The following is a 14230-nucleotide window of genomic DNA, read 5'->3' as shown; positions in this document are numbered from 1 at the left end:
TCGCCGCATCCTGCGCATTCTGTGGCGTTCGCGTTGAAACTGCTGTAGATTCGGCGTCAATCAGAGCCGGAGTCATCGGCCAACCGCAACAAGAGCAGGCATATGGAAACCGAAACCCTTGCGATGGCGCAGGAGATCGACTTCTCGATCCTCGCGCTTTTCCTGCGTGCAACGCTGACCGTGAAGCTGGTGATGGTGATCCTCGTGATCGCCTCCTTCTGGTCCTGGTCCACGATCATCCAGAAACTCATCGCCTTCCGCGCCGCGCGGGCGGAGGCGGCGGTGTTCGACCGGGCGTTCTGGTCGGGCGAGCCGCTGGACGAGCTGTTCGAGAAGATCGGCCCCACGCCCGAAGGCGCCTCCGAGAAGGTCTTTGCCGCCGGGATGATCGAGTGGCGCCGCAGCCACCGGCAGGACGGCGGGCTGATCGCCGGTGCGCAGGCGCGCATCGACCGCAGCATGGACGTGGCCATCGCCAAGGAGAGCGAACGGCTCAACAGCGGGTTGTCTCTCCTGGCGACGGTGGGTTCCACCGCGCCCTTCATCGGCCTGTTCGGCACGGTGATCGGGATCATGAACGCCTTCGTGGAGATCGCGCAGGAGCAGAACACCAACCTCGCGGTGGTGGCGCCGGGGATCGCCGAGGCGCTGCTGGCCACCGGTCTGGGGCTGCTGGCGGCCATCCCCGCGGTGATCTTCTACAACAAGCTCTCCGCGGATGCCGATCACATCATCAGTGGCTACGAGGCCTTCGCCGACGAGTTCGCCACCATCCTTTCCCGCCAGCTGGACAGCTGATCCATGGGGGCCGGTGTCATCCAGAAGCCGTCGGGCGGCAACCGCCGCCGGCGCCGCTCGGGCCGCCGCAGCGCGGCCATGAGCGAGATCAACGTCACGCCCTTCGTGGACGTGATGCTGGTGCTGCTGATCATCTTCATGGTCGCCGCGCCGCTTCTCACCGTGGGCGTGCCGGTGGAACTGCCGCGCACGGCGGCCAACGCGCTGCCCACCGAGCAGGAGGAGCCGCTGGCGATCACGCTCACGCAGGAGGGCGAATTGATCCTCCAGACAACGCCGATCGCGCCCGAGGATCTGATCCCCAAGCTGCGCGCGGTGGCGGCGGAGCGCACCTCCGACAAGGTGTTCCTGCGGGCCGATGGCGCGATCCCCTACGAGCGGGTCGTGCAGGTGATGGGCGCGCTCAACGCGGGCGGGTTCAACAACATCGGCCTCGTCACCGATACGGGTGGCCCCAGCCTTGACGGCCAGGGCGGCTAGCGGGGCGCGGGCGCGTGGCGTTGAACACCGGACAGAAGATCTCGGGCGTCGGGCATGTGGCGCTCATCGGCTGGATGTTCTTCGGCGGCTGGCTGTCGCAGGATGCCCTGCCGGAAGTCGAGGTGGCCGAGGTGTCGCTGATTTCGGGCGAGGAGTTCGCCCAGTTGTTCACGCCGCAACCGGTGGCCGATGCGCCGCTCGAAGCCGCGCCCGAGGTGCCGCAGAGCGAACCGGATGCGCCCGAGGCGCCCGAGGCGCCCGCGGCGGCGCCGCAGCCCGAGGCCGCCGCGCCCGAAGAGACGCCGCGCAGCGAGCCTGCCGTGCCGGACACCCCGGACGCTCCCGATGCCGCTCCCGATCTTTCCGAACTGGCGCCTGCGCCTGAGGCGGAGGTGGCCGATGCGCCGCCGCCCGCGCCGGTGAGCCCTTCCGAGGACGTGGCCGTCCTGCTGCCCAACGCGCCGCAGTCCAGCCCCAAGCCCGCGCCGCGCGTGGCCCCACAGCCGACCCCGGAGCCCAGCCCCGAGGCCACGATCGACACCGAGACCCGCCAAGAGGCCGCCCCGGTGCCCGAACCCGAGGCCGAGATCGTGCAGGAGGCCCAGGAGGCCACCGCGCCGGAGGAATCTTCGACGCGCATCGTGACGGAGGCCGAGGAGCAGCCGGAAACTGCGCCGACGCCGCCGCCCAGTGCCGCGCCCGTCACCTCGGCCCGCCCGCCCGCACGCCCGCCGCGCCCCACGCGCGCCGCCGAAGCGCCGCAGCCCGCGTCCGCCCCGGCGCAGGAGCCTGCCCCCGACAACGCCGATCAGGCCGCCGTGGATGCCGCCGTGGCCGCCGCGCTCGCCGGCCTCGCCGGCGGCGGCGAAACGGCGCCTGCCTCCAGTTCCGCCCCCGCCGGCCCGCCGCTGAGCTCGGGCGAGAAGGACTCCCTGATCGCGCAGATCTCCCAGTGCTGGAACGTCGGCTCGCTCTCCACGGAAGCGCTGAAGACGACCGTCACCCTTGCCGTCGCCATGACGCGGGAGGCCAAGCCCGAGATCGCGTCGATCCGCATGATCGGCTACGAAGGGGGAGACGAGGCCGCCGCCCGTCAGGCCTACGAGGCCGCCCGCCGGGCGATCATCCGCTGCGGCGCGAAAGGTTTTGCGCTGCCGAGCGAGAAATATGATCACTGGCGCGAGATCGAGATGGTATTCAACCCGGAGAAGATGAGGTTCAAATGATCCGTTCGAAACTCCTGATCGCCGCTGCGGCGCTCGCCATGGGCGGGGTGGCGTGGTTCGCCGCGCCCGTGAAAGCCCAGAACGGGCCGCTCCGGATTGAAATCACCGACGGCGTGATCGAGCCGCTGCCCTACGCGGTGCCCGATTTCATCGCCGAGAATGCAGCGGCCACCGAATACGCGCGCAACATTGCCCGCGTGATCGCGGACGATCTGACCGGCTCGGGCCTGTTCCGCGAAATCCCGGCGTCCGCCTACATCGCCAATGTCACGAGCTTCGACAGCCCGGTGCAATACGCCGACTGGAAGGCAATCAACGCCGAGGCGCTGATCACAGGCGCGGTGGCGGTGGACGGCAACCGCCTGACGGTGAAGTTCCGGCTCTTCGACGTTTTCTCCGGCGCGCCGCTGGGCAAGGGGCTCCAGTTCTCAGGCACCACCGACAGCTGGCGCCGGATGGCGCACAAGGTCTCGGATGCCGTCTATTCGCGCGTCACCGGCGAAAGCGGCTATTTCGACAGCCGGGTCGTCTTCGTCAGCGAATCCGGCCCCAAGGACGCGCGCCAGAAGCGGCTTGCGATCATGGATTACGACGGGGCGAACGTGCAGTATCTCACCGACAGCTCCGCCATCGTGCTGGCGCCGCGCTTCTCGCCCACGGGCGACCGCGTGCTCTACACCTCCTATGAAACCGGCTTTCCGCGCGTCTACTTGCTGGATGTCGCCACCGTGGGCCGCCGCATCCTGGGCGATCAGGCCGGCGCCATGAGCTTCGCGCCGCGCTTCTCGCCGGACGGCGGAACGGTCGTCTTCTCGCTCACCACCGGCGGCAACACCGACATCTACACGATGAACCTCGCCACCGGGCAGCAGCGCCGGCTGACCAACGCCCCCTCCATCGAGACCGCGCCGAGCTACTCGCCTGACGGCCGCCAGATCGTCTTCGAGAGCGATCGTTCCGGCACCCAGCAGCTCTACGTGATGGACGCCAACGGCGGCGAGGCCCGCCGCATCAGCATGGGCGAAGGCCGCTACGGCACGCCGGTCTGGTCCCCGCGCGGCGATCTGATCGCCTTCACCAAGCAGAACAAGGGCCGGTTCCACATCGGCGTGATGCGCACGAACGGCAGCGAGGAGCGGCTGCTCACCTCGTCCTTCCTCGACGAGGGGCCCACCTGGTCGCCCAACGGGCGGGTGATCATGTTCACCCGCGCCACCTCGGGGGCCAACGGGCAGCCGGCGCTCTACTCGGTCGACATCTCCGGGCGCAACCTCAAGCGGGTGCCGACGCCGGGGGCGGCCTCGGATCCGGCGTGGTCGCCATTGCAGAACTGATCCTCCGTTCCCAAGCCGGGGCGGAGGTGCTACTCTCACGGCCATCGAGCCAAGAAGCACAAGGCAGGGGGCAAACCCGATGAAACATGTGACGAAAGCAGGACTGCTGATCGCGGCGCTCGCGGTGGGGGCCTGTTCCAACAACCGTTTCGGCGACGGCGGCACCGAGACGATCGACCCCTCGGCCTACGGGCTGAACGGCGGCGCCGCGGGCAGCGTGTCGGACCCGACGTCCATCGCCTATTTCCAGCAGGCCGTCGGCGATCGCGTGCTCTTCGAGGTGGATCAGAGCACGCTGAACGACGTGGCCCGCAACACCCTGAACGCGCAGGCCCAGTGGCTGGCGCAGAACCCGGAATACACCGCCGTGATCGAGGGCCACGCCGACGAGCAGGGCACGCGCGAATACAACCTCGCGCTCGGCGCCCGCCGGGCCAACGCGGTGAACGAATACCTGATCTCGCGCGGCGTCGCCGCCAACCGGCTCAAGACGGTGACCTACGGCAAGGAACGCCCGCTGGAAATCTGCTCCGAGGAGAGCTGCTACTCCCAGAACCGCCGCGCCGTGACGGTGCTGGCCGCGGGCGGGCTTTCGAGCTGATCCGGCTGGCGAGGGGAAGAGCGATGAAACGCGTGTTCTCGGCGCTGGTGCTTTCGGTGGCCCTTCTGCCCGCGCAGGCCGGCTTCGCCCAGGATCGGGCGCAGACGCTGGCCGACATCCGGCAGGAGCTTTCGGTCCTCTACATCGAGATCCAGAAACTCAAACGCGAGCTGTCCACCACCGGCGCGCCCGGCAGCAATCTCGGCGGCAACACGCCGCTGGAGCGGCTCGATGCCATCGAGCGGGAGGTGCAGCGGCTGACCTCGGCCACGGAGGATCTGGAGTTCCGCCTGAACGCGGTGGTGCAGGATGGCACCAACCGCATCGGCGATCTGGAATTCCGGCTCGTGGAATTGGAAGGCGGCGATCTCAGCCAGTTGGGCGAAACCACCACGCTGGGCGGGCTGGAAGGCACGCCGGCGCCGGCCCCCGCGGTGCCGCTGCCGGGCGAAGGCCCCGAGCTTGCGATCGGCGAGCAGGCGGATTTCGACACCGCGAAAGCCGCTTTCGAGGCCGGCGATTTCCGCACCGCAGCGGACCAGTTCCAGGCTTTCACACAGACCTACCCCGGCAGCCCCCTGAGCGCCGAGGCCCACTACCTGCGCGGCCAGGCCCACGAAGCCCTCGGAGAGATGTCCGCCGCCGCGCGGGCGTTCCTCGAAAGCTTCTCCGGCACGCCCGACGGCGCGCTGGCGCCGGATGCGCTCTACAAGCTCGGCGTTTCCCTCGGTGCGCTCGGCCAGACGAACGAGGCCTGTGTGACCCTGGGCGAGGTCGAGGCGCGCTTCCCGGCGGCACCGGTGGTGCAGAACGCGCAGATCACCATGCAGAGCCTCGGGTGCAGCTGAGCCGCTTCCAGCAGATCATCGGCCGGCCCGCCTGGCCCGAAACCCTTGCCGAGCCCGAAAGGCTCGGCATCGCCGTTTCCGGGGGCGGGGATTCCGTGGCGCTGCTGCATGGGCTGGCCGAGCACTTCCCGGCCGCGCGCCTGCACGTGGTGACGGTGGATCACGGGCTGCGCGCCGCATCCGCGCAGGAGGCCGCCGGCGTGGCCGCGCTCTGCGCCCGGCTCGGCCTGCCGCACCGGGTGCTGCGCTGGCAGGGATGGGACGGGCAGGGCAATCTCCAGGATGCCGCCCGCCGCGCCCGCCGGAGACTGATTGCCGATTGGGCGCGGACCGAGGGCCTGTCGGCCGTGGCCCTCGGCCACACGCGTGACGATCAGGCCGAAACCCTGCTGATGCGCCTTGAGCGCGGCTCAGGGGTGGATGGCCTGGCTGCGATGGCGCCGGAAAGCCGGTCTGACGGCATTACGTGGCTGCGTCCGCTGCTGGCGGTGGGCCGCGCGGATCTGCGCCGCTACCTCGCCGCGATCGGCGCGGACTGGGTGGAGGATCCAAGCAACGAGGACACGCGCTTCGCGCGGGTGCGCGCGCGGCACGCGATTGCCACGCTCGGCCTGCGGGCGGAGCGGCTGGCGGAAACGGCGCAGGCGATGGCCCGGGCGCGCGCCGCCCTGGCCCATCTGGCCCACGAGACCGCGCAACGCATCGCCCGGGTACAGGGCGGGGACGTGCTTTTCGACGCTGCCGGCCTTGCCGTAAGCCCGGAAGAGACCCGCCTGCGACTGCTCGCCCACGCGCTCTGCTGGGTCTCCTCGGCGGAATACCGCCCGCGCCTGCAGGCGCTTCAGGCGGCCCATGAGGCCGCCCGGCAGGGGCGCCGCCGCACCCTGCACGGCTGCCTTCTTCTGCCGGAAGGCCCCCGCCTGCGCATCTGCCGGGAGCCGGCCGCCGTGGCCGCGCAAAGCTGCGCCGCGCCGGGCCCCTGGGACGGCCGCTGGGTGGTGCAGGGCCCGTGGGAGCCGGGCGACAGGCTCGCGCCGCTCGGTGAAACGGGGCTGGCGCAATGCGAAAACCGGCACGTCACGGGCATGCCGCGGGCAAGCCTGCTGGCCTCTCCGGCGCTCTGGCGCGGCGAGACTCTGCTCTGCGCGCCCCTCGCCGGGCATGGCCCGGCAGGGGCCATCGGGCTCCTCGGCGGCGAGGCCGGTTTCTTCGCTTCCATTTTATCGCATTGAAGAAACCTTCATGATCCTTATTTTAAGGTGACGGCCGGGAGCCATCGCTCGCCGGCCCCAAGAGTTTTGAGGAGATTTCCCTTGGGCAACGCACGAAACATCGCCTTCTGGGTCGTGGCATTCCTGCTGATCCTGGCGCTGTTCAACCTGTTCAGCGGCAACAATTCCGCGATCAACACCGCGAGCAAGAGCTATTCGGAGTTCGTGACTTCGGTGGAGGGCGGCAATGTCGCCTCGGTGACGCTGGACGGCGAAAAGGTCCTGTTCCGCGGCAACGACGGCAACGATTACATCACCATCCGCCCCGATGACGCGGAAGTGACCAACTTCCTGATCGAGAACAACGTTCCGGTCATGGCCAAGCCGCAGCAGCAGTCGGGGTTCACCTCCTTCCTGATGACGCTTCTGCCCTTCGCGCTGCTGATCGGGGTCTGGATCTATTTCATGAACCGGATGCAGGGCGGTGGCCGCGGCGGAGCCATGGGCTTCGGCAAATCCCGCGCCAAGCTTCTGACCGAGAAGCACGGCCGGGTCACCTTCGACGACGTGGCCGGTATCGACGAAGCCAAGGACGAGCTGGAAGAGATCGTGGAATTCCTGCGCAACCCGCAGAAATTCTCCCGTCTGGGCGGCAAGATCCCCAAAGGCGCGCTGCTGGTGGGCCCGCCGGGCACCGGCAAGACGCTGCTGGCCCGCGCCATCGCGGGCGAGGCCGGCGTGCCCTTCTTCACCATCTCCGGTTCCGACTTCGTGGAGATGTTCGTCGGCGTGGGCGCAAGCCGCGTGCGGGACATGTTCGAGCAGGCCAAGAAGAACGCGCCCTGCATCGTCTTCATCGACGAGATCGACGCCGTGGGCCGCTCCCGTGGCGTGGGCTACGGCGGTGGCAACGACGAGCGTGAACAGACGCTGAACCAGCTCCTGGTGGAGATGGACGGTTTCGAGGCCAACGAGGGCATCATCATCGTCGCCGCCACCAACCGCCCCGACGTTCTGGACCCGGCGCTGCTGCGCCCGGGCCGCTTCGACCGCCAGGTGCAGGTTCCGAACCCCGACATCAAGGGCCGCGAGAAGATCCTCGGCGTGCACGCCCGCAAGGTGCCGCTGGGCCCGGACGTGGATCTGCGCATCATCGCGCGCGGCACCCCCGGTTTCTCGGGCGCCGATCTGGCCAACCTCGTGAACGAGGCCGCGCTGATGGCCGCCCGCGTCGGGCGCCGCTTCGTGACGATGGAGGATTTCGAGAACGCCAAGGACAAGGTGATGATGGGCAGCGAACGCCGCTCCATGGTCATGTCCGAGGACGAGAAGAAACTGACCGCCTACCACGAGGCCGGCCACGCGATCGTGGGGCTGAACGTGCCGCAGCACGATCCGATCCACAAGGCCACCATCATCCCGCGCGGCCGTGCGCTGGGGCTGGTGCTGAGCCTGCCCGAGCGCGACCAGCTGAGCGTGACCTACACCAAGTATACCTCCAAGATCGCCATGGCGATGGGCGGCAAGGTCGCCGAGGAGCTTGTGTTCGGCAAGGAGAACGTGACCTCCGGCGCGGCCTCCGACATCCAGCAGGTCACCAAGATCGCACGGGCGATGGTGACGCAGTTCGGCATGTCCGATGCCCTGGGCAACATCGACTACGCCAACGAGCAGCAATCCTACCTGGGCAACTACCAGGGGCAGGCCAATGCCTCGCCCGAAACCCAGGAGAAGATCGACGCCGAGGTGCGCCGCATCGTGGACGAAGGCTACGAAACGGCCAAGCGCATCCTCACCGAGAAGCGCGACGACCTTGAGCGCCTGGCGCAGGGCCTGCTGGAATACGAAACGCTCACCGGCAACGAGATCACCCGCGTGATCGCGGGCGAGCCGCTCAACCGGGGGGACGATGAAGACGACACCCCCACCAGCGGCAACGCGCCTTCGCTCACCGCGATCCCGAAGACCAAGCCCAAGCGCAAGCCGGATGGCGGGATGGAGCCCGAGCCCTCCGCCTGAGGCCGCACGCAGCCGATGACGAAACGCCGCCGGAAACCCGGCGGCGTTTCTTGTTGGAGCGGTGAAATGCCCGTGGAACTGCCTTCCAAGGCCGCTGTCAGAGCAGGCGCGGGCTGCCGTCCGGCCCGTAGGCGTAACCGGCCTGCGCCTCAACGTCGGGATCAAGCCGCGCCAGCAGGTAGGCCATGTCGTCCGGGGCGAGCGTCTCGGGCGTGGTGGCGATCCGGCGGCTGTTGCGCGTGGGAGAAACCTTCTTGAGCGGAAGCGAAGGCTCCGGCAGCATGGGCAGATCGAAAGCCTGCCCCAGCGCTTCGACGAAGCCCAGCGGCGCTGCGCGCACGTCTTCGAAGCGGGCGAGTGCGAAATTCACTCCGCGGTGGCGCATCCCGATCATCGCTGCGAGTTTCACCCGGCGCATCTCGAAAATGTCGGCGTACCGCTTGCCCGTGATCGGGTGGCGATCGAGTTGCAACTCCCGATGGGCGAAGCCTTCCTCTGCGCTCACCGCCCATTTCTTCGTCCAGTTGCGCAGGGGTTTGCGGCCCACGCTGGAGTGCCATTCCGAGCGGATGAAATCGGAGAAGGGCATGTCGCCATCCTCTGGCAGGTTTCGGTGGGGCTGTCGGTACATGCCCTTGGCCCAATCCACCGCGTTGCGCGTGAGCAGCACGATCAGCGCGCCGGGCTCGAAGGCGGCCATGGCCGGAATGCCATGTTTCCAGCCGTAGATCGGGCGATAGGGCGTTTCGGTGTTCATTCCGATCAGGGTGCGGGCGAAATTCGTGCCGGAGTTCTTGTCACCGAAGACCTGGAAATGCGTCACCGGCTCGTCCGGCCGGCGCACGAGGATCGGGAAGGAAAAGCTGTCCTGCTGGGTCACCGGGGCCGCGTCCTCGCGCTGTCGTCGTTTCGTTTCAGCATGATAGGCATATCGTCCCCGGCATCAATGGCGGCCTGTCTGCCGCGACGAAACCCTTGAGTTTGATGCCGCGCCGCCGCAGGCTTCGGCCAACCCTTGGGATGGAGAGGAACCCGCCATGAGTGAGCGCGTCACGATCAGCATCGAGAACCAGGTTGCCACCGTCACGCTGAACCGCCCCGAGAAGCGCAATGCGCTGGACCGGGCGATGTTCACCGGGATCGTGGAGGCCGGCGAGGCGCTCGCCGCGCGCAAGGACGTGCGCGCCGTGGTTCTGACGGGCGCGGGCGAGGCCTTCTGTGCCGGGATCGACGTGACCAGCTTCCCCGACCTGATGAAGCTCAACACCGAGGGCGGCGGCATCATGGCGCGCAGCCACGGGGATGCGAACATCTTCCAGCGGGTCAGCCTCGTCTGGCGGGATCTGCCGCAGCCCGTGATCGCCGCGTTGCATGGCTATGCCTTCGGCGGCGGGTTCCAGATCATGTTCGGCGCCGACATCCGCATCGCCGCCCCCGATTGCAGGTTCTCCATCATGGAAAGCCGCTGGGGGCTGGTGCCCGACATGGGGGGCATGGTGCTGTTTCCTTCGGTGCTGCGGCAGGATCTGCTGCGCCGCCTGACCTATACCGGAGAGGTGTTCGAGGGCCTTCAGGCCGAGGCCTGGGGCGTGGTGACGGAAGTGTCGGCCGATCCGCTGGCGCGCGCGCAGGCGCTGGCCGCCGAGATCGCCGGCAAGAGCCCGGATGCCATGCGTGCGGCCAAGCGGCTGATAACGCTCACCGAAAAGGCCAGCCGCGAACAGGCCCTGCTGCTTGAAAGCGAGATCCAGGGCGAGATCCTGGGCCAGCCCAACCAGATGGAAGCCCTGATGGCCGGGATGCAAAAGCGCGCGCCCGTGTTCAAGGATTGAGCGGGTGGAGGCCCGCATCCGTGAAAGCTTCGCCCGCCAGGGGCTGATGCGGAACGTCGCGGCCGAGGTGGCATCGGTGGCGGAAGGCGCGGTGGAGATCCGCGCGCCGATCACCACCCAGGTCAGTCAGCAGCAGGGTTTTGCCCACGCAGGGCTGACGTTCGCCCTGGGTGACAGCGCCGCCGGCTATGCGGCGCTCACGCTGCTGCCGGACGGGCAGGAGGTCGTGACGGCGGAGATGAAGATCAACCTTCTGGCGCCGGCCATCGGCACCCATCTGATCGCGCGGGGTCGGGTGGTGAAGCCCGGTCGGCGGCTGATCGTCGTGGTGGCCGAGGTCTTTGCCGTGCAGGATGGCGCGGAGAAGCAGGTGGCGCTGATGCAGGGCACGATGGTGCCTGTGGGGGCCCAAGCGGGCGGTTGACTGCCTGTTTGGCCCGGCGGCAACGCCGGGCCGCGCCCGACCCTCCCCCCGGGAGGGCGCATTTGCGCCTCCCAGGCTCGGGCGCGTCCCTCATCGTTTTAGGCCGTCAGCCCTTCGGGCTCCGCCAGCCCGTTGGCGCGGCAGCAGGCGGTGAGCGTGTTGGCGAGCAGGCAGGCGATCGTCATCGGGCCCACACCGCCGGGCACCGGCGTGATCGCGCCGGCGCGCAAGCTCGCGGAGGCGAAATCGACATCGCCCACGAGCCGCGTGCCGCCCTCGGGCTTCTCGATGCGGTTGATGCCCACGTCGATCACCGTGGCGCCTTCCTTGATCCAGTCGCCGGGCACCATCTCGGGCCGGCCCACGGCGGCCACCACGATATCGGCGCGGCGCACCACGTCGGGCAGGTTCTTCGTGCGGCTGTGGGCGATCGTCACCGTGCAGCTGTCGCCCAGCAGCAGCTGCGCCATCGGCTTGCCGACGATGTTGGAACGCCCGATCACCACCGCATCGAGCCCGGAGAGCGAGCCGTGGTGGGCGCGCAGCATCATCAGGCAGCTGAGCGGCGTGCAGGGCACCATGGATTTTTGCCCCGTCCCCAGAAGCCCCACGTTGGAGATGTGGAAGCCGTCCACGTCCTTGGCGGGATCGATGGCATTGATGACGAGATCCTCGTTGAGGTGGCCGGGCAAGGGCAGTTGCACGAGGATGCCATGCACCGCCGGATCGGTGTTGAGCTGATCGATCAGCGCCAGGAGATCGGCCTCGGAGGTATCGGCATCCAGACGGTGCTCGTAGGAATTCATCCCCACTTCCACCGTCTGCTTGCCCTTGGAGCGCACGTAGACCTGGCTGGCGGGATCCTCGCCCACCAGCACCACGGCGAGCCCCGGCGTGATGCCGTGTTCTTCTTTCAGGCGGGCCACTTGCGTGGCGACCTTGGCGCGGACATCGGCCGCGAAGGCCTTGCCGTCGATGATCTGTGCTGTCATGTGCGTCTCCTGATGCCTTGCCGGGCCTCAGGTGCCCGGCGATCCTGCTGTGCGTCCGGGCGGGCCCGGATCATTCCGGGGTGATCTTCTGCGCCTCGCGCGCGATGGACCAGTCGATGAGCTGCGTCCAGAGCGCGGCCACGAGATCCGGGTCCAGATCGTGTTCGGCCGCGGCCCGCCGCACGTTTTCGAGCACGGCGTCCACGCGGGCCGGGATGCGCGCGGGCAGCCCTTCGGCCGGTTTCAGTTCGATGGCGCGGTCGATGTAGCCCTTCCGCTGCGCGAGGAGCGCGACGATCCGTTCATCCAGGGCATCGATGCTCTCGCGCAGTTCGGCCATGCTGTTGCAGTCTTGGGCGGCGCGGATCATCGCTTCTCTCCAACCGTGGAAATCTGCGCGTTCTGTAGAGCCTTCCGCGCCGCCCCTCAAGTCCTAGAACAGACCTTCGATCTGACCGTCCGCGTTGAGCATGATCTGCTCCGCCGACGGCACGCGCGGCAGGCCCGGCATCGTCATGATCTCGCCGCAGATCACCACGATGAATCCGGCCCCCGCCGAAAGCCGCACCTCGCGCACCGGCACCGAATGGCCGGTGGGCGCGCCGCGCAGGTTGGGGTCGGTCGAGAAGCTGTATTGCGTTTTCGCCATGCAGACGGGCAGGTGGCCGTAGCCCTGGTCTTCCCACTGGCGCAGCTGATCGCGGATCTTCTTGTCGGCCAGCACCTCATCGGCACGGTAGATGCGCTTAGCGATGGTCTCGATCTTGTCGAACAGCCCCATCTCGTCGGGATAGAGCGGCGCGAAGTTGGCCATGTCGGCATCGGCGATCTGCGCCACGCGGGTGGCCAGTTCCTCGGTGCCCTCGCTGCCCTTGGCCCAGTGCTGGCAGAGGATCGCTTCCGAGCCCATGCTGGCCACGTAATCCTTCACCGCCTGCACCTCGGCATCGGTGTCGGTGACGAAATGGTTGATCGCCACCACCACCGGCACGCCGAAGGATTTCACGTTCTCGATGTGGCGGCCAAGGTTGGGGCAGCCCTTCTTCACGGCCTCCACGTTCTCCGCGCCCAGATCGGCCTTGGCCACGCCGCCGTTCATCTTCATCGCGCGCACCGTGGCCACCACGACGACGGCGCTCGGAGCGAGCCCGGCCTTGCGGCACTTGATGTTCATGAATTTCTCGGCGCCCAGATCGGCCCCGAAACCGGCTTCCGTCACCACGTAGTCGGCCAGTTTCAGCGCCGTCTTGGTGGCGATCACCGAGTTGCAGCCGTGGGCGATGTTGGCGAAAGGGCCGCCGTGCACGAAGGCGGGGTTGTTTTCCAGCGTCTGCACGAGGTTGGGCTGCATCGCGTCCTTCAGCAGCACGGTCATGGCGCCGTCGGCCTTCAGATCGCGGCAGTAGACGGGGGAGCGGTCGCGGCGGTAGGCGACGATGATGTCGCCGAGGCGCTTCTGGAGATCGGCCAGATCGTCGGCGAGGCAGAGGCAGGCCATGACCTCGGAGGCCACGGTGATGTCGAAGCCCGCTTCGCGCGGGAAACCGTTGGCCACGCCGCCCAGAGAGGCGGTGATCTGGCGCAGGGCGCGGTCGTTCATGTCCACCACGCGGCGCCAGGCCACGCGGCGGATGTCGATCTCAAGCTCATTGCCCCAGTAGATGTGGTTGTCGATCATCGCCGAGAGCAGGTTGTGCGCCGAGGTGATGGCGTGGAAATCGCCGGTGAAATGGAGGTTCATCTCCTCCATCGGCACCACCTGCGCATAGCCGCCGCCCGCAGCGCCACCCTTCATGCCGAAGCAGGGGCCGAGCGAGGCTTCGCGGATGCAGATCGCGGCCTTCTTGCCGATGCGGTTCAGCCCGTCGCCGAGGCCCACGGTCGTCGTCGTCTTGCCCTCGCCGGCCGGCGTCGGGTTGATCGCGGTGACGAGGATGAGCTTGCCGTTCTCGCGCCCCGCGAGCCCCTTGATGAAGGCCTCGCTCACCTTGGCCTTGTCGTGGCCGTAGGGCAGGAGATCCTCGGCGGGAATGCCGAGCTTGGCGCCGATCTCCTGGATCGGCTGCTTCTTGGCCTCGCGGGCGATTTCGATATCGGATTTGTAACCCATGGTGCGATCCCTGTTGTCTGGGGCCGGTTTCCCCGGCGTCTTGCACAGCTATACGCGCCGGGAATTCGAGCAAAAGGCGCTTTTCCGACCAAATCGGCCTCGAATTCGTCGAATGCGGTTTCGGATGGGAAACGGCCGTCCGGGATGGGCGGCGATTTCTCCGCTAGGTCGTGGACTCATAATGTCTGATCCAGAGCCTTGAGCAAGCGAGGTGAAGTGCGGCGAGGAAGTTTGCTGCGGTTTTGAAGTATCGCGTTGCGATGCCGCGGAAGTGTTTGAGACGATTGAAGAACCGTTCGACCTTGTTGCGTTCGCGGTAGAGGTCTCGGTCGACGGTCCTGACCACGCGGACGTT

The 14230-nt window shown here is 67.9% G+C and carries 15 protein-coding genes; 10 read left to right on the top strand and 5 right to left on the bottom strand.

What is annotated here, in order from left to right; translation table 11 throughout:
• The first annotated feature begins 102 nt into the window (after nt 1–102).
• The 8 genes from tolQ to ftsH all read left to right on the top strand — a co-directional run bounded on the left by tolQ (nt 103) and on the right by ftsH (nt 8517).
• The gene (gene tolQ / locus PSA7680_RS16455; protein ID WP_085869775.1) at nt 103–798 is read left to right on the top strand and encodes a protein TolQ; all 696 of its coding nucleotides are present in this window, start codon (nt 103–105) and stop codon (nt 796–798) included.
• Nucleotides 799–801: 3 nt separating this feature from the next.
• A complete protein-coding gene (tolR, locus tag PSA7680_RS16450; protein WP_085869774.1) occupies nt 802–1278 on the top strand; it encodes a protein TolR in 477 nt (158 codons plus the stop codon).
• 20 nt (nt 1279–1298) lie between these two features.
• Nucleotides 1299–2504 (top strand): cell envelope integrity protein TolA, encoded by a 1206-nt coding sequence (tolA, locus tag PSA7680_RS16445; protein ID WP_085869773.1) that lies wholly within the window; start codon nt 1299–1301, stop codon nt 2502–2504.
• 38 nt (nt 2505–2542) lie between these two features.
• The gene (tolB, locus tag PSA7680_RS16440; protein ID WP_245824705.1) at nt 2543–3838 is read left to right on the top strand and encodes a Tol-Pal system beta propeller repeat protein TolB; all 1296 of its coding nucleotides are present in this window, start codon (nt 2543–2545) and stop codon (nt 3836–3838) included.
• 79 nt (nt 3839–3917) lie between these two features.
• Nucleotides 3918–4439 (top strand): peptidoglycan-associated lipoprotein Pal, encoded by a 522-nt coding sequence (gene pal / locus PSA7680_RS16435; RefSeq protein ID WP_085869772.1) that lies wholly within the window; start codon nt 3918–3920, stop codon nt 4437–4439.
• 23 nt (nt 4440–4462) lie between these two features.
• Nucleotides 4463–5287, top strand: coding sequence for a tol-pal system protein YbgF (gene ybgF / locus PSA7680_RS16430; protein ID WP_085869771.1), 825 nt, complete (start codon nt 4463–4465; stop codon nt 5285–5287).
• Nucleotides 5278–6519 (top strand): tRNA lysidine(34) synthetase TilS, encoded by a 1242-nt coding sequence (tilS, locus tag PSA7680_RS16425; RefSeq protein ID WP_176244170.1) that lies wholly within the window; start codon nt 5278–5280, stop codon nt 6517–6519. Before ybgF ends, tilS begins: the two co-directional genes overlap by 10 nt.
• Before the next feature lie 81 nt (nt 6520–6600).
• The gene (gene ftsH, locus PSA7680_RS16420; RefSeq protein WP_085869770.1) at nt 6601–8517 is read left to right on the top strand and encodes an ATP-dependent zinc metalloprotease FtsH; all 1917 of its coding nucleotides are present in this window, start codon (nt 6601–6603) and stop codon (nt 8515–8517) included.
• A 97-nt stretch (nt 8518–8614) separates the two neighbouring features.
• On the opposite strand, the gene PSA7680_RS16415 is transcribed toward ftsH, so the two are convergent.
• On the bottom strand, nt 8615–9397 hold the full coding sequence (locus PSA7680_RS16415; protein ID WP_085869769.1) for a hypothetical protein: 783 nt from the start codon (nt 9395–9397) through the stop codon (nt 8615–8617).
• A 157-nt stretch (nt 9398–9554) separates the two neighbouring features.
• On the opposite strand from PSA7680_RS16415, the gene PSA7680_RS16410 reads away from it, so the two are divergent.
• Entirely contained in the window at nt 9555–10349 is a 795-nt protein-coding gene (locus tag PSA7680_RS16410) for a crotonase/enoyl-CoA hydratase family protein (protein ID WP_085869768.1), read from the top strand.
• Between the two features lie 46 nt (nt 10350–10395).
• Nucleotides 10396–10773, top strand: a complete 378-nt coding sequence (locus tag PSA7680_RS16405; protein ID WP_085869792.1) for a PaaI family thioesterase — start codon at nt 10396–10398, stop codon at nt 10771–10773.
• A gap of 98 nt (nt 10774–10871) precedes the next feature.
• Here PSA7680_RS16405 and folD read toward each other — a convergent pair whose 3' ends face one another.
• The 4 genes from folD to PSA7680_RS16385 form a co-directional block, all read right to left on the bottom strand.
• Entirely contained in the window at nt 10872–11765 is an 894-nt protein-coding gene (gene folD, locus PSA7680_RS16400; protein WP_085869767.1) for a bifunctional methylenetetrahydrofolate dehydrogenase/methenyltetrahydrofolate cyclohydrolase FolD, read from the bottom strand.
• 70 nt (nt 11766–11835) lie between these two features.
• Nucleotides 11836–12132 (bottom strand): chorismate mutase, encoded by a 297-nt coding sequence (locus tag PSA7680_RS16395; protein WP_370738570.1) that lies wholly within the window; start codon nt 12130–12132, stop codon nt 11836–11838.
• Nucleotides 12133–12198: 66 nt separating this feature from the next.
• Nucleotides 12199–13875, bottom strand: coding sequence for a formate--tetrahydrofolate ligase (locus PSA7680_RS16390; RefSeq protein WP_085869765.1), 1677 nt, complete (start codon nt 13873–13875; stop codon nt 12199–12201).
• 163 nt (nt 13876–14038) lie between these two features.
• A partial coding sequence (locus PSA7680_RS16385) for a transposase (protein WP_217808310.1) occupies nt 14039–14230 on the bottom strand: 192 nt, incomplete at its 5' end.

This window comes from Pseudoruegeria aquimaris, assembly GCF_900172235.1.
GTDB lineage: Bacteria > Pseudomonadota > Alphaproteobacteria > Rhodobacterales > Rhodobacteraceae > Pseudoruegeria > Pseudoruegeria aquimaris.
Note: the sequence above shows the minus strand (reverse complement) of the source record. Positions and strands in the feature narration are given on the sequence as shown.